Genomic DNA, 24,590 nt, shown 5'->3' on the forward strand with positions numbered 1-24,590 from the left:
GGGAGCTACTGCCGCCTGATGGCGTTTTCCGCGACATCCAGCATCTGCTCCAAGCCCTCAGCCGATCCACCGGAGGCCAAGCGGGTGATCAGCCCATCCAGCACCGTTTCCAAGAACAGGTGGATGATCTCCGGATTCACGTCATCGCGGATCCGCCCATCGCTGGCCAGCGAGGTCAACCGGGCGCGCACGGCCTTGTCCAGCACCTGCTGATCTTCCTCCCACCGCGCGCGGAAACTGCTATCCGTGCGCAGCAGCTTGGAGATCTCCAAGCGGGTGGCCAGCCAATCGTGGCGCTCAGGGTGGGCGAGGATATCCCGCATCACCTCGATCAATCCTTCTTCCGCCACCAAAGCGGCCTGGCGCATGGCATCTTCCCGAGCCAAAGCCAAGAAGAGAGCTTCTTTATCCCGGAAGTGATGGAAGATTGCACCGCGGGATTTCCCAGTTGCCTCTTCCAGGCGGCGCACCGTTGCGCCCTCATAACCGTGAGCAGTGAAACACCGCCTCGCGCCAATGAGGATTTCTTCCTTCTTCGCATCCAGCTCGGGTTTCGAATCGAGTGCGCGCTGTGAATCGAGCGTTGGCTGGGGATCAAGCATTAGCTTGTCATCTTTGACCGGTTCAGAATGTGTGCCCATTCCCATTTTCGCTTTCTGCCAACTTTCCTGGCACGCGTATTTCTGACGCGCAGAACAAAAGCGGTGAACCCGGGTCTTCACTCAGGTTCACCGCTGGTGTCCATCACCCGTGGAGCATGTCCTTAATCAGGCAGCTCCGCGCGGGTAATGAGGGTCCTACTTGGAGGCCATCATGTTACGCAGAACGTACTGCAGGATGCCGCCGTTGCGGTAGTAATCAGCTTCACCCGGGGTATCGATACGGGTTGGAGCGTCAAACTCGATCTTCTCACCGTTTTCCTTGGTGGCAACGACCTTGACGGACTTAGGGATTCCGCCGTTGTTGAGCTCTTCGATTCCGGAGATATCGAAGGTCTCGGAGCCGTCGATGCCCAGGGACTTCCAGGACTCACCTTCTGGGAACTGTACTGGCACAACTCCCATTCCGATGAGGTTGGAGCGGTGGATGCGCTCGAAGGACTCAGCGATGACAGCCTTCACGCCCAGCAGCAGGGTGCCCTTGGCAGCCCAGTCACGGGAGGATCCGGTGCCGTACTCCTTGCCACCGAGAACAACCAGTGGGGTGTCCTGCTCCTTGTAGTTCATGGCGGCGTCGTAAATGTAAGCCTGCGGTGCACCCTCCTGGGTGAAGTCGCGGGTGTAGCCACCGGAAACGTTGTCCAGGAGCTGGTTCTGCAGGCGGATGTTCGCGAAGGTACCGCGAACCATGACCTCGTGGTTACCACGACGAGCGCCCAGGGAGTTGTAATCCTTGCGCTCTACTCCGTGCTCATCCAGGTACTGCGCGGCAGGGGAGCCGGGCTTGATGGTGGAGGCAGGGGAGATGTGGTCGGTGGTCACGGAATCGCCCAGCAGGGCAAGAACGCGAGCGCCGGAGATGTCCTTGACTGCTTCTGGCTCGGTGGACATGCCGTCGAAGTAAGGTGCGCGACGAATGTAGGTGGAGTTCTCATCCCATTCGAAGGTCTTACCGGTTGGCACGTCCAGGTTCTGCCAGCGCTCGTCGCCCTTGAAGACGTCAGCGTAGTCAGCGGTGTAGAGCTCCTTGGTGATGGACTCTGCGATGACCTTTTCAATTTCCTCGGTGGAAGGCCAGATGTCGCGCAGGAAGACATCGTTGCCTTCGTTGTCCTTGCCCAGAGCCTGGGTTTCGAAGTCGAAGTCCATGGTGCCGGCGATGGCGTACGCGATGACCAGGATTGGGCTGGCCAGGTAGTTCATCTTCACGTCGGGGTTGATGCGACCCTCGAAGTTACGGTTACCGGAGAGCACTGCGGTGGCAGCGAGGTCGCCCTCGTTGATGCCAGCGGAGATTTCATCAGGCAATGGACCGGAGTTACCGATACAGGTGGTACAGCCGTAGCCCACGAGGTAGAAGCCCATGGCCTCGAGGTCCTTCCACAGACCGGCAGCCTCGTAGTAGCCGTTGACTACCTGGGAGCCTGGAGCCATGGAGGTCTTCACCCAAGGAGCGGACTGCAGACCCTTTTCCGCGGCCTTGCGAGCCAGCAGGCCAGCGCCGATCATCACGGAAGGGTTAGAGGTGTTGGTACAGGAGGTGATGGAGGCGATAGCCACCATGCCGTGATCCAGTTCCATGTCCTGACCGTTGTAGTGCACAGCGGTTGGGTTGGATGGGCGGCCTTCGGCACCTTCTGCGGCGGAAGGGACATTGCCCTTGGCGTCGGCAGCAGATGCTGGAGTCTCGGAGGAAGATCCGGAATCAGAAGCAGAGGTTGCCTCGGTGGTTGGGCCTTCGTCGTCGAAGACACCGCCTTCTTCGCCCACGTTTGGAGCCTCCACGTAGTTGTGGATGTCCTTGCGGAACTGAGACTTGGAATCGGAGAGCTCAATGCGATCCTGAGGACGCTTTGGACCAGCGATGGAAGGAACCACGGTGGACAGGTCCAGCTCGAGGTACTCGGAGTACTCGATCTCGGCTTCTGGATCGAGCCACATGCCCTGAGCCTTGGCGTAAGCCTCGACGCGCTCAAGGGTTTCCTTGTCGCGGCCGGTGAGCTCGAGGTACTTGACGGTCTCTTCGTCGATCGGGAACATCGCGGCGGTGGAGCCGAATTCTGGGGACATGTTGCCGATGGTGGCGCGGTTTGCCAGTGGCAGCTCGCCAACACCCTTGCCGTAGAACTCCACGAACTTGCCGACGACGCCATGCTGACGCAGCAGATCAGTGATGGTCAGAACCACGTCGGTGGCGGTCACGCCAGCGTTGATTTCACCGGTGAGCTTGAAGCCGACCACGCGAGGGATCAGCATGGAGATAGGCTGGCCGAGCATTGCAGCCTCGGCCTCGATGCCACCCACGCCCCAGCCCAGGATGCCCAGGCCGTTCTGCATGGTGGTGTGGGAGTCGGTACCAACACAGGTATCCGGGTATGCCACGCCGTCCTTCTCGAAGACGGAGCGTGCCAGGTACTCGATGTTGACCTGGTGAACGATGCCGGTTCCGGGAGGAACCACGCGGAAGTTATCGAATGCGCCGGTGCCCCAACGGAGGAACTTGTAGCGCTCGTCGTTGCGCTGGTACTCGATCTCCACGTTCTTCTCGAGTGCATCGGAATCGCCGAAGGCCTCGATGATCACGGAGTGGTCGATGACCATTTCCGCTGGGTTCAGCGGGTTAACCTGATCGGCTTCGCCACCGAGAGTCACCACGGCATCGCGAATGGTTGCGAGGTCCACGATGCAGGCCACGCCGGTGAAGTCCTGCATGATCACGCGGGCTGGGGTGAACTGGATCTCGATGCTTGGGTCAGCAGAGGCATCCCAGTTGGCTACTGCTTCGATGTGCTCGCGGGTGACGTTCTTGCCATCCTCGTTGCGCAGCAGGTTTTCGCCCAGCACCTTAAGGGAGTAAGGAAGCTTTTCCATCCCCGGTACGGCGGATAGTCGGTAGTAGTCATAAGACTTTTCACCGACCTCTAGCGTGCTCTTGGCGTCAAAAGAGTTCTTGCTTTCAGTCACAGTGTGCTCCTGAGTCACTTCTCGTAGTCGTGGTACGGACACCGCAATACATCAAAAGTTTTTGATGTCCGATGGTCCTATTCGTCAAAGAACGCATCAGCGGGGAACCTATCTACCATTGTGGCAGCAAATAGCCCGCTACGTCAGAATTCACCCTAACAGTACAACTGTCCTGTTTTTGAATCTGCGGGCTTATCGCGTGTCGAGGCCACCCCCAAAAAGTCACTAGTGGTAAAAATACTTCGAATTGGCACGCTCCCGTGCCTTCAGCAGGACAAGACCAACAGTGGAAGAGTCCTTATAGTTGCGCTCAGATCATGCACAGATCAGCTACTGCGCCCCGATGACACGAGGTAATGCCACATCATGATTCCCAATGACATCAATGTTGACGCATTAGCTGAACAGCTCACCGATTCCGACGTGGTGGCCAACCAAGCCGCGCTCGATACTCTGGGTGAGCACGCGGACTCCACCCTGCAGCATGTGCAATCCACCGTGGATACAGAAAGCCACCCAGAAATGGCCGAGCGGCTAGGGGAGACCAAGGTGGTTCTGCTCAAGGGCAACAATCTCACGCGGGAGAACTCTCGCGATATCGCCCAGGCAATCAAGGACCGCACCGATGCGGACACCGTTCTGGTGCAAACCACACAGAGCGCAGGCGCGGTATCCGACGGCCTGACGCGCTACAACATCGAAAACAACGAGCCCCTCGTGGCGGGTTCTCTGGACCCGGCCGATACCCAAGCCTTTGTTTCCTCTGCAGCCGATGCCCATAGCTACATCACCCCGGTCAACGCCGTGGCCTTGATCGCAGTTCTCGTGGCTATTCCCGTTGGTGCGATCAGCACCAAGCTGGCCCTGCGTTCCCGTTAGGGATTGAGCGCGTCCTTTTATTCGACGCCCAGCTCTCCCTATTCTCACCTCAGCCTTCATCCCGGCGCACCCATCCCCGGGTCACGGCCCGCATCCCGGGTAAAACAACCAGTGCGAGCAAGTCGAATGGTTGGTCAAGTTCTCTCGCTTGACTACCGTTAACTGAAGGTTCAAGCAATGAGCCTTGTCCTTGCACACTCAAGGCACCACGCCGCCCAATCCTCAAAATGTGATGCAAATCACACTTCGTTAAGGATCTCTAGTTATCGCTGGTCAAGGGTAATGACGTGACTAATGAATCCAGTGTTTCGGATGTTACTCACGTGAATAGAGTTCACTCTGGTTTCTTTTGGGTCATATGGTTCTCTTGTCATCATTTGTAACGGGATGATCACATAGTGACCTTTTAGGTCTCATGTGTTTTTTTATGTCTCAAATATCCCAACCCTGGGAGTGCGAGTCATAAGAAAAGGTCTCCACACGGGACCTGTACTGCCCTCGCGGGGAAGTGAGGGCAGCAGGACCGAAGGTGCCTCCCGTCGCAATTCGACCAAACCAGGAGAAACACCGTGCTTCACAGTTCACCAACACGCCGTCTGCAGGCGCTGCCGATCGCTCGATCGTCGCGCGTCCTGCTGGCGTGCGCAGTCACCGCAGGACTGTCCATGCAAATGGCCATTCACCCCTCACAGGCTGAGGAGGCAGTGACAGCTGAGGCATACCTCGCCTCTTTGGTTAACGACGTCACGGATTCCCAAAACGCAGTCGCCAATCTCGAACTGGAGATGGGCGGCTTTCGTGAAGGCGCCAACAAGGCTCGGGTGGATCTGGATAAGGCTCGCGCCTCTGCCCAGGAAGCCCAGGACGGCGTCGAAAATGCTCGCGGACGACTCGGAGAGTCAGATGTGGCCGTCACCGACGCCCAAAAGGAACTCGATGAGATCGCCCGCTCTGCCTACACCACGGGTGGCGATGCCTCTCCAGTGACTTTGGCAGCCGGTGGCGATGCCGTGGCAAACACGCTGGATCGCGCCAGCTTTATTCGCAGCGCTACTGAGCAGCAGCAGAAGACTGTAAATCGTTTGGATCTGGCTCGTACCCAGACCGCGAACGAGGAGTCTGCACTGCGGGACAACCGCAATGATGCGAACTCCAAGGTCAACGAAGCCATCCGCCTGCACAACGAGGCGCGCACGGCACTGGCCGATGCGCAGAAGCAGGTACAGGAAAAGAATGCGCAGCTGCAGGCGCTGATCAAGGACCGCGACCTGGCGCAAAAGCGTCTGGATGCAGCTCGCTCTGCAGTGGACACGCTGGCCAACACCAAGCCAGATGCCACTTCTTTCGATAAGCGTCGCGCAGCGGAAGCCGCCGCGGACAACGCCGAGAGCAAGGCTCCAGCAGCCGCGAAGGACGAAGCACCAGCCTCCGCGCCTGCTGATGCCGCTGACTCGGCTACGGACACCCAGCAGGATTCTGCCGAGCAGAACAAGACCGAGCAAGACAACAACTCAGCTGCGCCACAACAAAACCCGGTTGCTCCCGCAGGTCCAGCAAGTCCTGCAGGAGCCGTGGAACAATACAGTGGCGATACCGGGTTGCGCGAGCTTCCCACCGGAGCAGATTTCGCTGGTTCTGCGGAGGGCGATGAGCAGCGTCAGCTGGCCATCAACGGTCTCTTGGCAACCGGTGGAGCAGCGGCAATGGCCGGATTCAACTCTTATTCCGCCAATGGTGACCAGGGCAGCGCAGTCAATGCAGCCTTGGCTGCGGGTCGCCAAGCCGCTGGTGAGCAGTATGACCAGGCACAATCCACGCTGAACCCGCCGAAGACTACAACTCCGGGTACGCCGTCGACCACCACGCCAACCACTCCGACCACGCCAAGTACTCCTGGTACTCCTTCCACCACCACGCCGACCACCCCGACGGTTCCCACCATTCCCACCACTCCGGGAACCCCTGGAACCGGTAGTCTTCCCGGCAACACGTCCGGCACTGCATCCGAGCGCATTGAAAAGGTCATTGCTCGAGGCATGTCTCAGCTCGGAGTGACCTACGCGTGGGGTGGCGGCAACAAGTACGGTCCTACGCTGGGTATCCGCGATGGTGGCGTGGCTGATGGCTACGGCGATTACGCCAAGATCGGCTTCGACTGCTCCGGCCTGACCCTGTACGCCTTCGCGGCTGCAGGCATCACCCTGGATCACTACTCCGGTAGTCAGTACACGGCTGGCCGTCAGGTGCCGACCTCACAGATCAAGCGTGGCGACATGCTGTTCTGGGGTGCGGGCGGCAGCCAGCACGTGGCCATCTACCTCGGTGATGGACAGATGCTGGAAGCTCCACAGTCCGGCTCCACCGTCCGCGTCAGCGACGTGCGCTACGGCGGCATGACCCCGATGGCCGTTCGCCTGATCGAGTAAGAGAACTCAGCGCTAGTTAACTCAGCGCACTAGCTTTAACTCAGCGCACTAACTCCCGAAACGCGTAATCCACGGCGGTCATCCTGGCCGCCCGGATAGTGCGCAAGAGGGGCAAGAGCATGGGATCAAAGGAACGGCCCGCATCACTGGTGCGGGCCGTTTCTACGATTGCAGAAACATAATCAGCCCGCGCCAACAGGCGGGAAGCCCGCAAAGAAACCCCAGGTGGAAGCCCTGGGAGGCCGAAGGCATCCGCCAGCGTTCCCACTTCCAGGCGCACATCTGGGCGTCGCAGCTGGGATTGGCCAGAGTTCGCCACCAGCTCACCGGCTCGATCCATTGCCTCGCGCAGATGCTCATCAGCCTCGCCAGGGGAGTAGAAGGGCAGATGTGGCACCGGGCCCTGCGCCACGAACCACTGCCAGAACACTGCCTCGGACTCGTGAAACTCGCTGTATTTCATCTCCGGCACCAGCACATGAATGGTGTTTGGATCCGTATCCGCCAAGGTGATTCCCGCTCCACACCGCTGCACTGCCTCGGCGGCAGCGGAACCGGCGGGCAGCGCCGGAACGTCACCATGCCCAGCCAGCACCAATCCCACGAGAGGTCGTGAGTCCGCGCTAACGGGGACATCATCAGTCACCCTGCGCACCAGTCGGAGGAGATCACCCAGGGGAGCCGTGGCTCCAGACAATTCCTCGGTGGAGGCGATTCCCGCGGTGAGGGCAGAGGTGGCGTCGAGAAGCTGAACAGGGCCCTGAACGGACCGGAAAGCATCCAACAAAAGGTCCGTACTGATCACCTGATGAACCCACCAACCCAGCCAGAGGGCTGAGTTTTGCACGGGAGACCACAGTTGATCGCGCAACTGCGTGGGTTCGGGATAAGACATGAGACCTAAAATAGCCCGGCTGGTTCGCTAGACCCAACCCGAGGGGCCGTGACCTAGAATGCTGGCTTATGACTCCCCGTGATTTCTCTTCCCGCGACCCCTATTCCGCAGACATCCTGCAGGGGCACAGCCGCAGGCAACCCGTGAGTTTTCCCGAGGTGCGCCCGGAGCTGGACATGGTGGTGGAGGTGTTTGGCGATGAGTTCGTGGGCGGGATCATCGGTGGCGAGCGGACCGCGGATGGGGACTTCATCCGCCTGGAGGACCGCTACGGAGCCAGCCGTTTGTTCAAGCTTCGGCCCGGTGGCTTCCTGCTGGAAGGCAAGCGAATAACCTTGACTCGCTATGTAGATCCCAGGTTGATTCCCTCACAGCCCACTCGTTCGAACTCCGGATCGCGACGCGTAGAAGGGGTGCAGGCCAAGGTGGCGGCTCCATCCCGGATCTGGGTGGAGGGTGTGCACGATGCCGCAATCGTGGAAAAAGTGTGGGGACACGACCTCCGTGTGGAGGGCGTGGTGGTGGAGTTCCTCGAGGGCTTGGACAACTTGGAGGAGCGGCTTCGCGAGTTCCAGCCCACCGCTGAGCGAAGGGTTGGTGTACTGGCAGACCACCTCATCGCGGGCACCAAGGAAGCACGCATGACGCAGAACCTGGGTCCCCACGTGATGGTCACTGGCCACCCTTATGTAGATATCTGGGAGGCGGTCAAGCCCAGCAGCGTCAAGATCCCCGCCTGGCCGCAGGTACTGCGGGGGGAGGATTGGAAGACCGGGGTGTGCGATCGGCTGGGATGGGGCTCACCGCAGGATGGCTGGCGACGCGTCTACCGCTCCGTCAATTCCTTCCGGGATCTAGATTCCACGCTCATCGGAGCGGTGGAGCGGCTGATCGATTTCGTCACCGTCCCGCAAGAGTAGGGAATCTTCCATAGGGTGGAGACTATGGGTCCTCTGATTTGGTTTGCGGTCGCGGTTGTTCTGGCAATTGCTGAGCTAGCTGTCATGGATTTCTCCCTACTCATGCTCGCCATAGCCGCCCTTTTCACCGCAGGAGTGGCTATCGCGGATGTGCCGTTGTGGGCAGAAGTGGCAGCCTTTTCGATCTCAGCACTACTCACACTGGCGGGATTGCGCCCGATTCTGCGCCGTCGGCTCAAGCAAAGTCTCAACGACCGCGATTTCTCACCAAAAGAATTAGAGGGCCACACGGCCTCTGTGGTGGATCCAGTCACGGATGCTTCCCTCGATGGGGGCATGGTGCGGATCGCCGGGGAATTGTGGAGCGCCCGGGCGGCCCATCCAGGGGAAAAATTCTCGCCTGGTGAAGAGGTTCAAGTACTCAAAATTGACGGCACCACAGCTGTGGTGTGGAAGGGAATCTAGATGTCAATATCCGGCTTATTAATCATCGTTCTCATTGTCTTAGTGGTCTTAATCCTCATTAAGTCCATCGCGCTGATCCCGCAGGGTGAAGCTGCGGTGATTGAGCGTCTGGGAAAGTGGCAGCGCACTGTCTCCGGCGAACTCACCCTGTTGATCCCATTCGTGGATAAAGTTCGCGAACGGATTGATACCCGCGAGCAGGTGGTCAGCTTCCCACCCCAGGCAGTGATCACCCAGGACAACCTGACTGTCGCCATCGATATCGTGGTGACCTTCCAGATCAACGATCCCGCCCGCGCCATCTACGGCGTGAACAACTACATCGTGGGCGTGGAGCAGATTTCCGTGGCCACGCTGCGTGACGTGGTGGGTGGCATGACCCTGGAGGAGTGCCTGACTTCCCGCGACGTCATCAACCGTCGCCTGCGTGGCGAGCTGGATGCGGCCACCACCCGTTGGGGTCTACGCATTTCCCGCGTTGAGCTCAAGGCCATTGATCCACCACCATCCATCCAGCAGTCCATGGAGCTGCAGATGAAGGCGGAGCGCGAAAAGCGCGCCACCATCCTCACCGCAGAGGGCCGCCGCGAATCGGATATCAAGACCGCAGAGGGCGCCAAGCAGGCGCGCATCCTTTCCGCTGAGGGTGACAAGGCAGCCCAGATTCTCGCCGCAGAGGCTGAGCGCCAGGCCACCATGCTGCGCGCCGAAGGTGCACGTGCCGCGAAGTTCCTGAAGGCGCAGGGCGATGCCAAGGCCATCCAGAAGGTCAATGCCGCCATCAAGGCAGCGCAGATCACCCCGGATGTGCTGGCTTATCAGTACCTGGAGAAGCTTCCGGAGATGGCCAAGGGGTCTTCCAACAAGACCTGGCTCATCCCCATGCAGTTCGGCGATTCCCTGGAGCAGTTCGCCAAGGCGCTCAGCAAGCAGGATGAGGACGGAGTGTTCCGCTACGAGCCTTCCGAGGTGGATCAGCACACCCGCGATCTCGCCGAGGAATCCGATCCCGCAGATTGGTTCAATACCGAATCCGCCCCGGAGATCGCCGCTGCCGTGGCTCAGGCCAACGAGCAGGCCAAGAAGCCAGTGGATGTTGATGAGGCTCCGCTTCGTAACTCCACTGCAGTCGGTCGCTCAACGTCGCAGCTCGATGAACAGACGGGCGTGCAGGCGGATGAACCTAAGTCGCTGGAAGCTCGTCAATCCGAGCCAACATATGGACAGCCAGGTTCCAGCCCGCTTGCTCAGCCTGCCAACCCGCAGCAGCCAGACGCTGGCTCATAGCCTGTTTACTGATCCCCACGATCTGCGCCGCCTCAGATTGCAGGTGCCCGGCCCGCAGCATTGCCGTGGCCTCCCTGCCTTCTTTGGTTCTCCGCGCCAGCACGTGAGCCAGTAGCGAAAACGCCGCTGCGATATCCTCCGCGATATCCACGGCCTTACCCGGTGCCAGAACTCCACCTGGCCCGGGTTTTTCTATGCGTACATTGACCGCACTGGCGCGCTGCTTCGGCTCCAGTGCTCGACCCGCCGCTCCCATGCATTCTTCGTGCAGTTCGGAGTGGTAATCGGCAGCCTCCAGATCCTCTTCATCCCCATGTGCTTCTTCGTTTGTCGACGCCACCCCGTGCAGCCCCGCAATCGCCCCAATCCCAATGGCGAAATCTCCCGCTTGGAGCAGGCTCATCACCACTCCACCGGCCTCTTCCGGACCAGGCACCACGCAGACGAAATCCTCCACACCCAACACCCGTTCGGAGAGTACAGCGGGGGATTGGCCGAGGGCTTGAGCAACGTCTCGGACGTACGCGCTGCGGCGTCGAGAATGTCCTCGATAGGAGGCGCGAATTGCAAACATGAGGCTATTTTACTCCGGCTTGACACCTAGATTTCGGATGCCTGGGCGGGGTGTTTGAGCACGCGCATCCATTGGGTGAATTCCCTGATGGAGAGCAGGAATCCAGTGCAGACAACCACCACCGAGAGCAGGAGAATCCACGGGCTTCCTCCGGAGGCCAGGGCGTCCGTGGCTAATACCGTAGCGATGGTGTTGGGGGCGGATCCGGCCACCGTGACCAGCAGGTACGGCAGGACGGGAATGCTGGAGAGTCCGCAGGCGTAGTTCAACAGGGAAAACGGAACGGCCGGAACCATGCGCAGTCCCAGCACGGCCACCCAACCGCGCTTCACCACGATCTCGCTGAGCAGCTCTAGGCGCTGGTCGCCCGCGGCCTTCTTCTCCACCCATGGCCTGCCGAGCAAACGCACCAGCACCAGAGAGAGGCTGGCGGACAGCGCCAGGCCGGAGATCGCCAAGATGGATCCGGCAACGGGACCGAACATGATGCCCGCGGCGATGGTCCACACGGTGCGGGGGATGGGTAGCTGGGTGAAGCCCACCATGAGAACCAGGTAGGCAACCGGTGCCCACACGCCGGCGGCTTCCACCCATTCGCGGATCTGCAGCGTGGAGGGGACAGGCACCAGAAACACGAAAACGGCCAGCAGCACAATGACTGCCAAGCCGACTATCTTGCTCTTTGCGCTCATCGCAGCGATGCGGCGCTGGAGTACAGAAAAAGCCCGCTTGGTGCGGGCAAGGAAGTTGTCTTTTTTAGACATATTGTGTCCGGAGGGGGACTTGAACCCCCACGTCCGTTAATAGGACACTAGCACCTCAAGCTAGCGCGTCTGCCATTCCGCCACCCGGACAGGGTGGGCATCTGACACGGTATTCACCGCGCCCTATGCACGAGGAATCACTCTAGCGTTAGACACCCACATTAAACAAACACGCAGGTAACAGGCGGGCTTGGAGCGCAATAAATCTTGCTTGCCCAGAGAAAATTCAGCCGAAAAACTGCACGATTTCGCCTACCGAACTGGCTGCGCCCATTCCTGCTTTTCGCTACGTTGGATGTCATGAGCAATCAGAAACAACACCAGCCCACCTACATTGATGATCGCTTCCCCGGCCCAGATCCCTACGCACCACTCGCGGATCTGCCACCATTGGAAGTCACCAGCGCGTCCTTCAACGATGGCGATGAGCTCCCCGCAGCACAGTGTGGAGACAGCATCTCCCCGCAGCTGTCCTGGGAGAAGGGCCCAGAAGGCACCAAGACTTACGCTGTGACCTGCTTTGACCCCGATGCGCCAACGGCCTCCGGCTTCTGGCACTGGGCAGTGTTCAACATCCCCGCAGATGTCACCTCACTTGCGCTCAATGCCGGTGATGAGGAGCTGACTGGCCTGCCAGAGGGCGCCGCCGCGCTCAAGGGCGATAGTGGCTCCCGCGGTTACTACGGCGCGCAGCCCCCAGAGGGTCACGGCCCTCACCGTTACCTGTACGCCGTGCACTCCGTGGACGACGAGCTGGACATCGATGATTCCGAAACCGCCACCAAGTTGGGATTCAACCTCAACTTCAATGCCACCGCCCGTGGCATCATCTGGGGTTGGACGGAAAACTAATACCTCGTTAGACCCTGCTGGTTAATGCTGGTTAACGCTGGTGTCTAGCCTCGCTGGCTAGTCCTGCCGGCTAGCCCTGCAAAGTCCACGGCAACTGGCTGCCCACGGCTTGGCTCACAGAGCTTAAGCCGTGGGCTTTCAGCTGTGCGGAGATTCCCTTGTGGATGGCGCGAATCCAGTCCGGGCCACCGTAGATGAAGGGCGTGTATCCCTGAATCAAGGTGGCTCCGGCAGCGATGCGCTCCCATGCCTGGGCAGGGGTTTCGATTCCACCCACGCTGATCAGCACCAATTTCCCGTTGGCACGCTCAGCGATCAACCGCAGTACCTCCAGAGAGCGGGCTGCAACGGGAGCACCGGAAATTCCACCCGCGCCCAGGGCTGCCACGTAACTATCGCTGGTTTGCAAACCTGCGCGAGAGATCGTCGTGTTGGTGGCGATCAGGCCAGTCACACCCAGTTCGATGGCGAGGTCTGTGACTTCGGCGATGTCGGCGTCGGAAAGATCGGGGGCAATCTTCACGAACAACGGGCGATCATTCACCGACTGCACGGCCTCAATGATGGGGCGAAGGGATTCCACGGCCTGCAAGTCCCGCAGGCCCGGGGTGTTGGGGGAAGAGACGTTGATGACCAGGTAATCAGCGTCATTCCCAATGACCCGGGCGGAGTTCTTGTAATCGTTGTGCGCGATGGAGGCATCCGTGCGCTTCCACTTGCCCAGGTTCACGCCGATGGGTTCCGGGGTGGTGCGCTCACGCAGACGCTGGGTGGCGCCGATGATGCCCTCGTTGTTGAATCCCATGCGGTTGAGGATCGCGCGATCCTCTTTGAGACGGAACAAGCGCGGGGTGGGGTTGCCAGGCTGGCCCACGGAGGTCAGGGTGCCCACTTCGGCGTATCCGAAGCCCACGGGTCCCCAGGCATTGACCTCTTTGGCGTCTTTATCGAAACCAGCTGCCAGGCCGAGTGGACGGGGAAAGTGGATTCCCGCCACGTCCTGGGCCAAAGCGGGATCCTGCACCACCAGGAGGCGACGCAAAGCGTTCTGCAACACCTGTGAATCGCTGACGACTTCCAGGGCCTGAGACATCAGCCCGTGGATTCGTTCCGGCCGAAGGCGGAACATCTGATTCAGCGCTGCTTCATAGGCGCGAATGCGCAGGGTTTCGATAGCCTTCATGGCTGGCACGTCACTTTCAGTCTCTCAATGGCGGGTTCAGGCGGCGGCCCGTCGGTAGTTATTCGGTTATTTCTCGGCGATCGGACGGGTGCCGAATTCCTCGGTGGTGTCCACGCCCCGCTCCAAACCTTGGTCAATATCCCCGGTCTCCAGCTTCTGCCATTCCCCATCCTCGCTGATCAGCAGCAATTCGCCGTCCGGGGAATCAATGATTGATCGCACATCCGCGATGGTGTCGAACTGAGCCACGGGCAGGGGAGTGCCGGAATTGATCCGGTAGCCGGTGAGCTGGTTGTCTCCGGTGGTGGAGACCCAGGCGATCTGCCGGTCAAAATCCCAGCGCACAGCCCATGGGGAGGGGCCCACTGGAGCTTCCTGATGCAGGCGGACCACATCCAGCATGCTGAAGATCTGCACCTGTTGCTGGCGGTGGTCGGAGGCCACGATCACGCCATCGTCCCCACGTCCATCCGCAGCTTCGCCCACGCCTTGACCAATGCGCAACGCTGCATTGTTAGCGGCATTGTCAATGTCGATATCGCTGATCGAGGTTTGGCTGCGGTCGATTACCGCGGCGCGCTGTGGCTCGCCGGAGCCCGCGTTAATGAGCAGGGTCTCATCCGAATTAGCGGTCACGACTTCGGAACCGGTGTTGTTACCCTCGGCGTCGAAGTACTGGATCTTGTCGCTGCCCTCCGCACCGGCCACGGCCTTGCCCGTGTCCGCGAACGTGCCAGAGCTCACCAGACCCTCCACGTGCACGTTCTTCAGCTCCTTGGCATCTGGGCCAAACTCGAGCAGCGCATCCTGGCAGGCCACGGCCACGCCCTTGGCGGAGGTGCTCAAGTTGTGACAGCTCTTGTCCACCTCCACGATCTTCGCATCTGCGCGCAATACGTCATCGGGCGCACCAATGCTCAAGCTGCCTTCGCGCAACACCGCGATGCGATCCTGGTTTCCGGAGCGCTCCACGGACACCACGTCCTTGATGCCCGGCGCGGCTTCACCCTGGGCACCCGGCAAATCCTTCTTGGCCTGCGGGGAAGGATCCGGGGTGGACGCTTCACCTGCCAATGGGCGATCCGATTGCTCCGCGGATTCATCCCCATTGTCCCCGAGCATTTGCTGGGTGCATCCTGCCAATATCAGCCCACTGGCGAGCAGCACCGTTCCCACAGCAATTCTGCTGGTACGTGGGCGTTTAGCGAAGTGGGGCAAAGGGGCAGTTCCGAGCTTTTTCACAGCATCCACGCTACCAGTAGGAGTTTCGAATCTGAGCATCCCCATGGGGTGGGTGTATGGTCTGTGCTCATGACTTCAGACCTGTCATGGGCACAGACCATTGTCCTCTCCCTCGTCCAGGGCTTAACGGAGTTCCTTCCCGTTTCTTCCTCTGGCCACTTGCGCATCATTTCCCAGCTCATCTGGGGTGAAGATGCCGGCGCCTCGTTCACCGCGGTCATTCAACTGGGTACCGAGCTGGCTGTGCTGGTCTTCTTCGCCAAGGACATTTTCCGCATCATCAAGGCCTGGTTTGCCGGGTTGTTCGATAGCTCCAAGCGCGACTTCGATTACCGCATGGGTTGGATGGTCATCGCGGGTACCATCCCCGTGGGCCTGCTCGGCTACCTGGGTAAGGACTTGATCCGGGACAACCTACGCAATCTGTGGATCACCGCCTCCATGTTGGTGCTGTTCTCCTTTGTCTTCATCATCGCGGAGAAGTTCGGTTCAAAACAGCGCAGTTTCGACAAGCTGCGGATGCGCGATGCCATCTGGATGGGCCTAGCCCAGTGCCTGGCGCTGATCCCCGGTGTATCCCGCTCTGGCGGCACCGTCTCTGCCGGCTTGTTCCTCGGCTTGGATCGCGAGGTGGCAACTCGTTTTTCCTTCTTGCTCGCCATCCCGGCCGTGCTGGCTTCCGGAATTTTTTCTTTGCCCGACGCCTTCAACCCCGAAGCCGGTCAATCCGCCTCTGCGCTGCAGCTGTTGGTGGGTACCAGTATCGCGTTTGTGGTGGGCTACATATCCATCGCGTGGCTGCTTCGCTTCGTGGCGAACCATTCCTTCGCGTGGTTCGCGGCCTGGCGCATCCCAGTAGGCCTGCTGGTCATGCTGCTGCTGGGTCTGGGAGTGCTGCAGCCTTAGGAGTCTCAGGAGCCTGAGGCCACGCGGCTTTAACCCCCTTGTCTCGACCCCCTTGTCTCGACGATCGTTAGAGTAGGCATCATGCATTCTTGGCCGAACCCCTCCATCCCGATACTCGAGGGGAACCTCCCCGCTCTCTCCCTCTATGACACAGCGGACGATTCCATCAAGCCCGTGGAGCTCCCGGGGGATCCTTCCGAAGACGTGGGAATGTATGTCTGCGGCATCACCCCTTATGATTCCACGCACCTGGGTCACGCGGCGACGTATCTCACGTTCGACCTCATCAATCGCTACCTGCTGAGCAGTGGTCAATCGGTGCATTATGTGCAGAACATCACCGATGTGGATGACCCGCTCTTCGAGCGCGCCGAGCGCGATGGGGTGGACTGGAAAGAGCTGGGTAACAGCCAAACTGATTTGTTCCGTTCTGACATGGAGCAGCTCTCCGTCATCCCGCCACGGGATTACATCGGGGCGATTGAATCTATCGATGAGGTGGTGGAACTGGTCAACCGCTTGTTGGAAAAGGGCGCTGCCTACCAACTCAGTGGAGACGAATATCCGGACGTGTACGCGGATTACACGTTCACCGAGCAGTTCGGATACGAGTCTCGTTATGACGAATCCACCATGAACGAGCTCTTCGCAGAAAGGGGAGGGGATCCCGAGCGCGCGGGCAAGCGGCATCCTCTGGACGCATTGCTGTGGCGGGCTCACCGTGAGGGGGAGCCACAGTGGGATGCTCCCTTTGGCGCTGGCCGACCAGGGTGGCACGTGGAGTGCTCCGCCATTGCGCTCAACCGCTTGGGTACGCCTTTCGCCATTCAAGGCGGAGGCTCTGATCTGCGATTCCCGCACCACGAGTTTTCCGCGGCTCACGCTGAGGCAGCCACTGGTTGTTCCCGGATGGCGCACCATTATGTGCACGCGGGGATGATCGGCCTGGAGGGCACCAAGATGAGTAAGTCTCTGGGCAACCTGGTCTTCGTGCACAAACTGGTGGAGGAGGGCACTGATCCCTCCGCAATCCGACTGGGAGTGTTCGCCTCTCACTACCGGGCTGATCGCGATTGGTCAGCGGAGATCCTGCGCGAAGCAAACGAGCGCCTGGAACTATGGCGCAAGGCCTTTAACAGCCTGGATGACAACGAAGAGAGCGCTGCTGACCTCGAAGCCGCCGGTGCGGATTCTTCCGAGCGGCTCGTCAGTGAGCTGCGAGCCTGTCTGGCCCAGGATTTGGATACCCCGGGCGCACTGCAGGTGATGGATACGTGGGCCCATGCGGTTATCGCTGGCAAAGAGCGCGCGGTGGCGTCGAAAATTAATGACGCACTCTTCGCCCTGCTGGGTGTCCGGTTAGCACGTTAGGATGGCGGAGAATCTCTCTTCCGCGCTTTCACAGATTAAGGGAAATGTTCAATGAGCAATCAGATCACGCAGGCTCGCGATTCTTTCATCGAAAACCTGCACTCCATGGCCACCGGCAGCTACCTGCGAGATGAGGACAAGGAGTTCTGGGAAGCTCCGTACCCGGAATCCGTGGTGGATGAAGCTCGAGTGATCATCGATTCTCTGATCAGCTCCGCCGCCAAGGTGCCAGCCGCCAATGCTGCGAACACTCCATCAGTGAATAGTTCCGCAGACGAAGCCGAGGGGGAAGACGATGCGCCTTCGCCCCAGACCGTGGCCGTGATCTCTGCAATCACCAAGGAAGTGAACGCGCTGCTGTCACTGTCTGCGGCGCACGAAGATGCAGTGCTGGAAGACGAGGAAATCTCCGATCTCAACGAGATCCTGCGCGCCGTGTCCGAAAAGGCGGGTGCTGAGCCCCGCGTAGTGGTCAACCACGTGAGCGAAATGATCGACAACTACTCCGAGTAGTAGCTCCTCGCTTGGGCTGGGGGCATTGTGTACTAAGCTGTCTAGTTAATGCTTACTCAAGAATTCTCCCAGGCTTCCCCGGATCACCCATTCCTCCAGGCCATGCAGCGCCGCGTCCTCATTGGCGATGGCGCCATGGGCACCCAGTTGCAGGATGTGGAGCTCGATCTGGATCGTGACTTCCTGGGTCTCGAGGGTTGTAATGAGATCCTGAATGACACCCGCCCCGATGTGCTGCGGGATATTCACCGCAGGTACTTCGAGGCCGGTGCCGATCTCGTGGAAACCAACACTTTCGGCTGTAACCTGCCTAACTTGGCGGATTACGATATCCAGGATCGCATCGAAGAGCTGGCCTTCAAGGGCACGGCCATTGCGCGCGAAGTGGCCGATGAAATGGGCCCGTCAGCGGACGGAACTCCCCGGTTTGTGGTCGGTTCCATCGGCCCGGGTACCAAGCTGCCTTCCTTGGGACATGCGCCGTACACGGATCTGCGCGATGCCTACGTGGAATGTGTCCGCGGCATGGTCAAGGCTGGAGCGGACGCGCTGCTCATTGAGACCTGTCAGGATTTGCTGCAGGTCAAGGCCGCTGTTCTGGGCGCGAAGCTGGCCTTTGAAGAACTGGGCACGGCAATTCCCATCGTGGTCCACGTCACCGTGGAGACCACCGGCACCATGCTGCTCGGCTCGGAAATCGGCGCAGCACTCGCGGCGCTGGAGCCACTGGGCATCGACATGATCGGCATGAACTGTGCCACCGGCCCCGAAGAAATGAACGAGCACCTGCGTTACCTCTCGCAGAACACCACGCTGCCCGTTTCCGTGATGCCCAATGCCGGTCTGCCCGTGCTGGGCGCCAACGGTGCTGAATACCCGCTGACAGCTCCCGAGCTGGGGACTGCGTTGCGCGGATTTGTGCAGGACTACGGCCTTTCCATGGTGGGCGGTTGCTGTGGCACCACGCCGGAGCACATCTCTGCGGTGCGCGATGCCGTGCTGGGGGATGGGGAAGGCCTTGAGCCCGCTGTGCAGGCCGAGCGCCACCCGCAGCACAACAACTTCGTCGCCTCTCTTTACCAGGCCATGCCACTGACCCAGGAAACTGGCGTAACCATGATTGGCGAACGAACAAACGCCAATGGATCCAAGGCATTCCGCGAGGCCATGCTGTCCGGGGACCTGGAGAAGTGCCTGGAGATCGCCAAAGACCAGGTGCGCGATGGTGCTCACCTGGTTGACCTCTGTATTGACTACGTGGGCCGCGATGGTGTGGATGACATGGCGACCCTGGCCGCCCTCATGGCTACTAACTCCACCCTGCCGGTGATGATCGACTCCACCGAACCCGCCGTGATCCGCGCTGGACTGGAGCACCTCGGTGGCCGCAGCGCGGTGAACTCCGTGAACTTCGAGGACGGCGATGGGCCAGATTCCCGCTATCAGCAGATCATGCGCCTGGCCAAGCAACACGGCGCGGCCGTGGTCGCCCTGACCATTGATGAAGAGGGACAGGCTCGTACCTGCGAGAAGAAGGTGGAGATCGCCGAGCGTCTCATCGCGGATATCACCGGTTCCTGGGGAGTGCCGGAAGAAGACATCATCGTGGACTGCCTCACGTTCCCCATCTCCACCGGGCAGGAGGAGACCCGCAGGGATGGAATTGAAACCATCGCGGCCATCCGGGAGCTGAAAAAGCGCCACCCCAAGATCCACACCACGCTGGGCCTTTCCAATATTTCCTTCGGTTTGAACCCCGCTGCCCGCCAGGTACTCAACTCCGTGTTCCTCAATGAGTGCGTGGAGGCGGGCCTGGATACGGCCATCGCCCACAGCTCGAAGATCGTTCCCATGAACCGGATCGATGAAGAGCAACGCCAGGTCGCGCTGGATATGGTTTATGACCGCAGGCGCGAAGACTATGACCCGCTGCAGGTCTTCATGCAGCTGTTCGAGGGGGTCAGTGCGGCGTCGGCAAAAAATGAGCGCGCGGAGAAGCTGGCCGCATTGCCACTGCTGGAGCGCCTGGCCCAGCGCATCATCGACGGCGACCGCAACGGCCTGACCAATGACCTCGATGAGGCCATGCAGGACAAAGATCCCGTGGCGATCATCAATGAAGACCTGCTGGCGGGCATGAAGACCGTGGGCGATCTGTTCGGCTCCGGGCAAATGCAGCTGCCTTTCGTGCTGCAATCAGCCGAGACGATGAAGGCCGCGGTGGCTCACCTGGAGCCACACATGGAAGCGGTGGCTGAGGGGCAATCCAGCTCCAAGGGCAAGATGGTGATCGCCACGGTGAAGGGCGATGTGCACGATATCGGCAAGAACCTGGTGGACATCATCCTCTCCAATAACGGTTATGAAGTGGTGAATATCGGCATCAAGCAGCCGATCAGCAACATCCTTGCAGCCACCGAGGAGCACAACGCGGACGTCATCGGCATGTCCGGGCTGCTGGTGAAATCCACGGTGATCATGAAGGAGAACCTGGAGGAGCTAAACCGCCTGGGCAAGTCTCATATCCCGGTGATGCTCGGTGGTGCTGCGCTGACCAGGCCTTATGTGGAGGATGACCTCAGCGAGGTTTACGAAGGCGATGTGTACTACTCCAAGGATGCCTTCGAGGCGCTTTCTACCCTGAGCGGAATCATGGCCGGGTTGCGTGGCGAGCACACTGAGGAATCCGAGGCTGCGCTCAAGAAGAAGGAGGAGCGCCGCGCTCGCCGTGAGCGTTCCAAGGCTATCGCGGAAAAGCGCAAGGCCGAAGCCGTTCCCGTGGAGGTGCCGGAGCGCTCGGACGTCGCAGCTGACGTACCCGTGGCCACCCCTCCGTTCTGGGGTACGCGCATCGTCAAGGGCCTCAGCCTGCAGGAATACCTGCCTTTCCTGGACGAGCGCGCCTTGTTCCGCGGCCAGTGGGGCCTGCAGGCCAGCCGCGGTGAGGGCGGGCCAACCTACGAAGAGCTGGTGGAGACCGAGGGCAAGCCCCGATTGCGTGCGTTGCTGGACACCCTGAAATCTCAGGGTGTGCTGGATCATGCGGCCGTGGTGTACGGCTATTTCCCCGCCGTTTCGGAAGGCGATACCGTTCATATTTTGCCGACGCCGCCATCCGGCGAACAGCCAGACCCCACAGCCGAGCCCGTGGCCAGCTTCACTTTCCCACGCCAGCAGCGTGGCCGCTTCCTCAATATCGCGGACTTTGTGCGCTCCCGCGAGCTCGCAGTGGAGCGCGGCCAGGTTGATGTGTGGCCGTTCCAGCTGGTCACCATGGGTGCACCAATCGCGGATTACGCCAATGAGCTCTTTGCCAAGGATTCCTATCGCGAATACCTCGAGGTGCACGGGGCGGGTGTGCAGCTCACGGAAGCGCTGGCCGAGTACTGGCACGCGCGCATCCGCAGCGAGCTGGTGCTGGATGAAGGCGAAGCCAAGGGGCGCCAGGTCAGCGCAGAGGATGCCGATAACACCGAGGAGTTCTTCGACCTGAAGTACCGCGGCGCGCGCTTCAGCTTCGGTTATGGTTCCTGCCCGGATATGGAAGACCGCATCAAGCTGGTGGAGCTGCTGGAGCCAGAGCGGATCGGGGTGGTACTTTCCGAGGAATTGCAGCTGCACCCAGAGCAATCCACGGACGCGTTTGTGCTGTACCACCCAGAGGCGAAGTACTTCAACGTCTAACTGGCGGGTGCCAGCATGATCGCCTGGGTCACGGCACCGATGGGGCCGGAGGTGTCATAGATCCGGGCAATGGTGGTGCCAATACCATCTGGCCCGTGATTGGCCTCCGCCACGATCCCCGTCCATTCGCCCACGGGCAAGCGGTGGAGATTCACGGACATTTCCACGTTCATGTACGTCCATTCCTGCACACTCAGCAGTTGTGGATTCAGTCCGTTCGCGATATCCACAATCTTCATCAGCTGAGTCCACGGGGTGTCAATGTAACCCGCCATGGTGGGGAAAGTGCTGCGTGCCCAATACGCAAACGCGTTACCCTGCGCGAAGCCAGGTTGCTTTTCGGGGAGGTCAACCTGGATCACATCGATGGAATCGATGTATCCACTGCTCCAGTGCTCGAGCCACTGCGTGGCGGGGCGGCCTTTCTCTGGCCCGGGGATCTTTTCCGCCACCGAGCGCTCCACCGCGGTGGTATCACTGCCGATCAGCCACCATCCCCGGCCGCGGATACATTCCCGGCCATTCGCATCAGTGACGATGGCTTCCAGAAGACTAATGCGCTTGCCCGGACGAATCACGGTGGTGCGTCCTTGGAGAGCTCCCAACGGGACTGCCCCGAGTAGATCAACTGAGATCCGGGCGAATCGCCCGCGGGTGGGATCCAGACCAGCTTCCTGCGCACCTGCTTCCAAAAGGAAAGCGATGAGTGCTGCCGGGGGAGAACCGTGCTGAAAACCCTCGCCCCAGGGGCTGGCGGTCAGCTCCGTGGCCGTGAAATCCCAGGTAGTCGCGGCCTCGCCTGCTGCGCTCTGCGCTTCAGCAGCGGTCGAACCAGCAGCAGGCTCAGCGCGATCAAGCTTGAAGTAACTCGTCGCGGAATCCCGAGTTTCCTCGCTAGTGCCAGATGTGTTCTGCGTCATAATTCCTCCTTGGCTCACACTGTACGGGCGAGGGCTCTGCTGCGAGGAAAGAAACGGTGCCATAGGGTTAGCTGCATCATGAAAGCAATTCTGTGGGATATGGACGGCACGCTAGTTAACACCGAGCACCTGTGGGGGCAAGCCACCTACGGGATGGGGGAGAAGATGGGCCGCCCCTTGACCGCGGAGGTTCGAGCGCAAACCGTGGGCGGTACGTTGTCGGACACCATCCGCACCTGCGCCGCTTGGGCCGGATTAGATATCAACGATGCGATGATTGCGCACTGGAAGCAGTTCATGATCAGCACCATGGAAGAGCTCTTGAGCGGGGAATTGGAGTTCCGCCCAGGAGTCCCACAGCTCATCGCGGAAGCCAAAGCCGCCGGGATCCCCATGGCCCTGGTCACCAACACCACCCGCCACCTCACCGATATCGCTCTGCAGTCCATGTACCGCACCTTGGGGGAGGATTGCTTCGCATTCACCCTGTGCGGAGATGAAGTCCCGACTGGTAAACCAGCTCCGGATATCTACGTGGAGGCGTCGGCCCGCATGAAAACAGAGCCGGATCAGTGTTTGGTGGTGGAGGATTCCACAGCGGGTATGAACAGCGCGTTCACCGCGGGTTGTCGCGTTCTGGGTGTGCCACTGGAGCCGGGAATCATCGTGCCAGAGGCGGTCACGGAGCTTTCTGAGATCCGCCCGGGAAGGCAAGACCTGGGTGGCTTCCAGCTCGAGGACCTGCGGGAGATCTATGAAGTCTTGGGGCAACGGCCACCTCGGAGCAATCCTCGTGAGATAATGAGCGATGTGAATGAGCCCAAGAACTTCGATTCCCTCTTTGCCGAACTGCGACAGAAGGCTGAACAGCGCCCGGAAGGTTCCGGCACCGTGCAGGCGCTGGATGCCGGTGTGCATTTCCAGGGCAAGAAGATCGTGGAGGAAGCCGGAGAGGTTTGGCTGGCCGCCGAGTACGAGTCCGATGAGGAACTCGCCGGTGAGATTTCCCAGCTGATCTACTGGTTGCAGGTGGTCATGGTGGGTCGTGGCCTGACTCCCGAAGATATTTACCGGAATCTTTAAACCGCACTTTTAGCCTGAGGACTTTTAGACTCGGGCCTTAACTTTCCCACCAGCCCACAGTCCACTTCCCGCGAGGTGCCGCCCCACTCCAGCCCTCGCCCTCCCGCAAAGGAAATTCATCGTGCTTCGCGTCGCCGTTCCAAACAAGGGTTCTCTCTCCGAAACCGCCACCGAGATCCTCAAAGAGGCAGGCTATGCCACCCGCGGAGATTCCAAGTCCCTGACGGTGGAGGACAAGGCCAACGGGGTGGAGTTCTACTTCCTGCGCCCGAAGGACATCGCGATCTACGTGGCTTCCGGCCACTTGGACATGGGCATCACCGGCCGTGACCTGGCCGCCGACACCCGCGAAGAGGTCCAGGAGCTGCTGGAATTGGGCTTCGGAGATTCCACCTTCCGCTACGCTGCGCCACAGGAGCAGGAGTGGAGCATCGAGTCTTTGCAGGGCAAGCGCATCGCCACCAGCTACCCGAATCTGGTGCGCCGCGATCTCAACGAGCGGGGGATTTATGCCGAGGTCATCCGCCTGGACGGCGCCGTGGAAATCTCCATCCGTCTTGGCGTGGCTGATGCCATCGCCGATGTGGTGTCCACCGGTCGCACTTTGCGCCAGCAGGGACTCAAGCCTTTCGGTGAGGCACTGATCACTTCCGAGGCCGTCATCATCGGCCGCGTTAACCACGAGGTCACTCCAGAGCAGCAGGTGCTGATCAAGCGCATTGAGGGCATCCTGCACGCCCGCAATTACGTGATGCTGGATTACAACGTGTCCCGGGCCAACCTGGATGCTTGCGCCGCCACCACCCCGGGTCTGTCCGCGCCGACCGTTTCGCCGCTGGCCAATGCCGATTGGGTGGCCGTGCGCGCGATGGTTCCCCGCGAGGATGCCAACTCTCTGATGGATTCCCTCTCCGCAATGGGTGCTGAGGCGATCCTGGCCAGCGACATTCGCATCGCCCGCATCTAGGTTCTTCTTTTCCTTCTTTTTCGACGCCCAGCTTTT

The 24,590-nt window shown here is 60.2% G+C and carries 20 protein-coding genes and 1 tRNA gene; 12 read left to right on the plus strand and 9 right to left on the minus strand.

Features of this window, described 5'->3' with window-relative positions; all coding sequences use genetic code 11:
* Positions 1 to 5: 5 nt before the first annotated feature.
* The gene (locus IRY30_RS05880) at positions 6 to 602 is read right to left on the minus strand and encodes a TetR/AcrR family transcriptional regulator (RefSeq protein ID WP_194556392.1); all 597 of its coding nucleotides are present in this window, start codon (positions 600 to 602) and stop codon (positions 6 to 8) included.
* A gap of 195 nt (positions 603 to 797) precedes the next feature.
* Positions 798 to 3,623 carry an aconitate hydratase gene (locus tag IRY30_RS05885; RefSeq protein ID WP_194556393.1) on the minus strand — a complete coding sequence of 942 codons (2,826 nt, stop codon included), beginning with the start codon at positions 3,621 to 3,623 and terminating at the stop codon, positions 798 to 800.
* A 366-nt stretch (positions 3,624 to 3,989) separates the two neighbouring features.
* Between IRY30_RS05885 and IRY30_RS05890 the strand changes: the two genes are divergently transcribed.
* Both IRY30_RS05890 and IRY30_RS10425 read left to right on the plus strand, forming a co-directional pair.
* Positions 3,990 to 4,502, plus strand: coding sequence for an Rv1476 family membrane protein (locus IRY30_RS05890; RefSeq protein WP_194556394.1), 513 nt, complete (start codon positions 3,990 to 3,992; stop codon positions 4,500 to 4,502).
* A 569-nt stretch (positions 4,503 to 5,071) separates the two neighbouring features.
* Positions 5,072 to 6,928: a DIP1281 family NlpC/P60 protein gene (locus IRY30_RS10425; RefSeq protein WP_309824947.1), complete on the plus strand. Its 1,857-nt coding sequence runs from the start codon at positions 5,072 to 5,074 to the stop codon at positions 6,926 to 6,928.
* A 40-nt stretch (positions 6,929 to 6,968) separates the two neighbouring features.
* Here IRY30_RS10425 and IRY30_RS05900 read toward each other — a convergent pair whose 3' ends face one another.
* Positions 6,969 to 7,823 (minus strand): hypothetical protein, encoded by an 855-nt coding sequence (locus IRY30_RS05900; protein ID WP_194556395.1) that lies wholly within the window; start codon positions 7,821 to 7,823, stop codon positions 6,969 to 6,971.
* A gap of 68 nt (positions 7,824 to 7,891) precedes the next feature.
* On the opposite strand from IRY30_RS05900, the gene IRY30_RS05905 reads away from it, so the two are divergent.
* The 3 genes from IRY30_RS05905 to IRY30_RS05915 are packed head-to-tail and all read left to right on the plus strand — an operon-like array spanning position 7,892 to position 10,495.
* Positions 7,892 to 8,743 carry a DUF3097 domain-containing protein gene (locus IRY30_RS05905; protein WP_194556396.1) on the plus strand — a complete coding sequence of 284 codons (852 nt, stop codon included), beginning with the start codon at positions 7,892 to 7,894 and terminating at the stop codon, positions 8,741 to 8,743.
* 24 nt (positions 8,744 to 8,767) lie between these two features.
* A complete protein-coding gene (locus IRY30_RS05910; protein WP_194556397.1) occupies positions 8,768 to 9,208 on the plus strand; it encodes an NfeD family protein in 441 nt (146 codons plus the stop codon).
* A complete protein-coding gene (locus tag IRY30_RS05915) occupies positions 9,209 to 10,495 on the plus strand; it encodes an SPFH domain-containing protein (protein WP_228502607.1) in 1,287 nt (428 codons plus the stop codon).
* On the opposite strand, the gene IRY30_RS05920 is transcribed toward IRY30_RS05915, so the two are convergent.
* The 3 genes from IRY30_RS05920 to IRY30_RS05930 form a co-directional block, all read right to left on the minus strand.
* The gene (locus tag IRY30_RS05920; protein WP_194556398.1) at positions 10,392 to 11,069 is read right to left on the minus strand and encodes a DNA-binding protein; all 678 of its coding nucleotides are present in this window, start codon (positions 11,067 to 11,069) and stop codon (positions 10,392 to 10,394) included. The genes IRY30_RS05915 and IRY30_RS05920 overlap by 104 nt on opposite strands.
* Positions 11,070 to 11,095: 26 nt before the next feature.
* Entirely contained in the window at positions 11,096 to 11,833 is a 738-nt protein-coding gene (locus tag IRY30_RS05925; RefSeq protein WP_228502609.1) for a TVP38/TMEM64 family protein, read from the minus strand.
* Between the two features lie 4 nt (positions 11,834 to 11,837).
* Positions 11,838 to 11,923 (minus strand) — tRNA-Leu (locus IRY30_RS05930).
* A gap of 210 nt (positions 11,924 to 12,133) precedes the next feature.
* Between IRY30_RS05930 and IRY30_RS05935 the strand changes: the two genes are divergently transcribed.
* A complete protein-coding gene (locus tag IRY30_RS05935; RefSeq protein WP_194556399.1) occupies positions 12,134 to 12,685 on the plus strand; it encodes a YbhB/YbcL family Raf kinase inhibitor-like protein in 552 nt (183 codons plus the stop codon).
* 70 nt (positions 12,686 to 12,755) lie between these two features.
* Here the strand turns inward: IRY30_RS05935 and IRY30_RS05940 are convergent, their stop codons facing one another.
* Both IRY30_RS05940 and IRY30_RS05945 read right to left on the minus strand, forming a co-directional pair.
* Positions 12,756 to 13,868: a quinone-dependent dihydroorotate dehydrogenase gene (locus IRY30_RS05940; protein WP_194556400.1), complete on the minus strand. Its 1,113-nt coding sequence runs from the start codon at positions 13,866 to 13,868 to the stop codon at positions 12,756 to 12,758.
* Positions 13,869 to 13,934: 66 nt separating this feature from the next.
* The gene (locus IRY30_RS05945) at positions 13,935 to 14,990 is read right to left on the minus strand and encodes a YncE family protein (RefSeq protein WP_194556401.1); all 1,056 of its coding nucleotides are present in this window, start codon (positions 14,988 to 14,990) and stop codon (positions 13,935 to 13,937) included.
* 189 nt (positions 14,991 to 15,179) lie between these two features.
* On the opposite strand from IRY30_RS05945, the gene IRY30_RS05950 reads away from it, so the two are divergent.
* The 4 genes from IRY30_RS05950 to metH all read left to right on the plus strand — a co-directional run bounded on the left by IRY30_RS05950 (position 15,180) and on the right by metH (position 21,584).
* Entirely contained in the window at positions 15,180 to 16,016 is an 837-nt protein-coding gene (locus IRY30_RS05950; RefSeq protein WP_194556402.1) for an undecaprenyl-diphosphate phosphatase, read from the plus strand.
* An 81-nt stretch (positions 16,017 to 16,097) separates the two neighbouring features.
* Positions 16,098 to 17,387, plus strand: a complete 1,290-nt coding sequence (mshC, locus tag IRY30_RS05955) for a cysteine--1-D-myo-inosityl 2-amino-2-deoxy-alpha-D-glucopyranoside ligase (protein ID WP_194556403.1) — start codon at positions 16,098 to 16,100, stop codon at positions 17,385 to 17,387.
* A 51-nt stretch (positions 17,388 to 17,438) separates the two neighbouring features.
* Positions 17,439 to 17,900 (plus strand): hypothetical protein, encoded by a 462-nt coding sequence (locus IRY30_RS05960; RefSeq protein ID WP_194556612.1) that lies wholly within the window; start codon positions 17,439 to 17,441, stop codon positions 17,898 to 17,900.
* A 48-nt stretch (positions 17,901 to 17,948) separates the two neighbouring features.
* Positions 17,949 to 21,584, plus strand: a complete 3,636-nt coding sequence (gene metH / locus IRY30_RS05965; RefSeq protein WP_194556404.1) for a methionine synthase — start codon at positions 17,949 to 17,951, stop codon at positions 21,582 to 21,584.
* Here metH and IRY30_RS05970 read toward each other — a convergent pair.
* The gene (locus tag IRY30_RS05970) at positions 21,581 to 22,504 is read right to left on the minus strand and encodes a thioesterase family protein (protein ID WP_194556405.1); all 924 of its coding nucleotides are present in this window, start codon (positions 22,502 to 22,504) and stop codon (positions 21,581 to 21,583) included. The genes metH and IRY30_RS05970 overlap by 4 nt on opposite strands.
* A gap of 78 nt (positions 22,505 to 22,582) precedes the next feature.
* On the opposite strand from IRY30_RS05970, the gene IRY30_RS05975 reads away from it, so the two are divergent.
* Positions 22,583 to 23,587: a phosphoribosyl-ATP diphosphatase gene (locus IRY30_RS05975; protein ID WP_228502611.1), complete on the plus strand. Its 1,005-nt coding sequence runs from the start codon at positions 22,583 to 22,585 to the stop codon at positions 23,585 to 23,587.
* Between the two features lie 121 nt (positions 23,588 to 23,708).
* On the plus strand, positions 23,709 to 24,554 hold the full coding sequence (gene hisG / locus IRY30_RS05985) for an ATP phosphoribosyltransferase (protein WP_194556406.1): 846 nt from the start codon (positions 23,709 to 23,711) through the stop codon (positions 24,552 to 24,554).
* Positions 24,555 to 24,590: the final 36 nt, after the last annotated feature.

The sequence above is a fragment of the Corynebacterium suicordis DSM 45110 genome (assembly GCF_015351405.1).
GTDB lineage: Bacteria > Actinomycetota > Actinomycetes > Mycobacteriales > Mycobacteriaceae > Corynebacterium > Corynebacterium suicordis.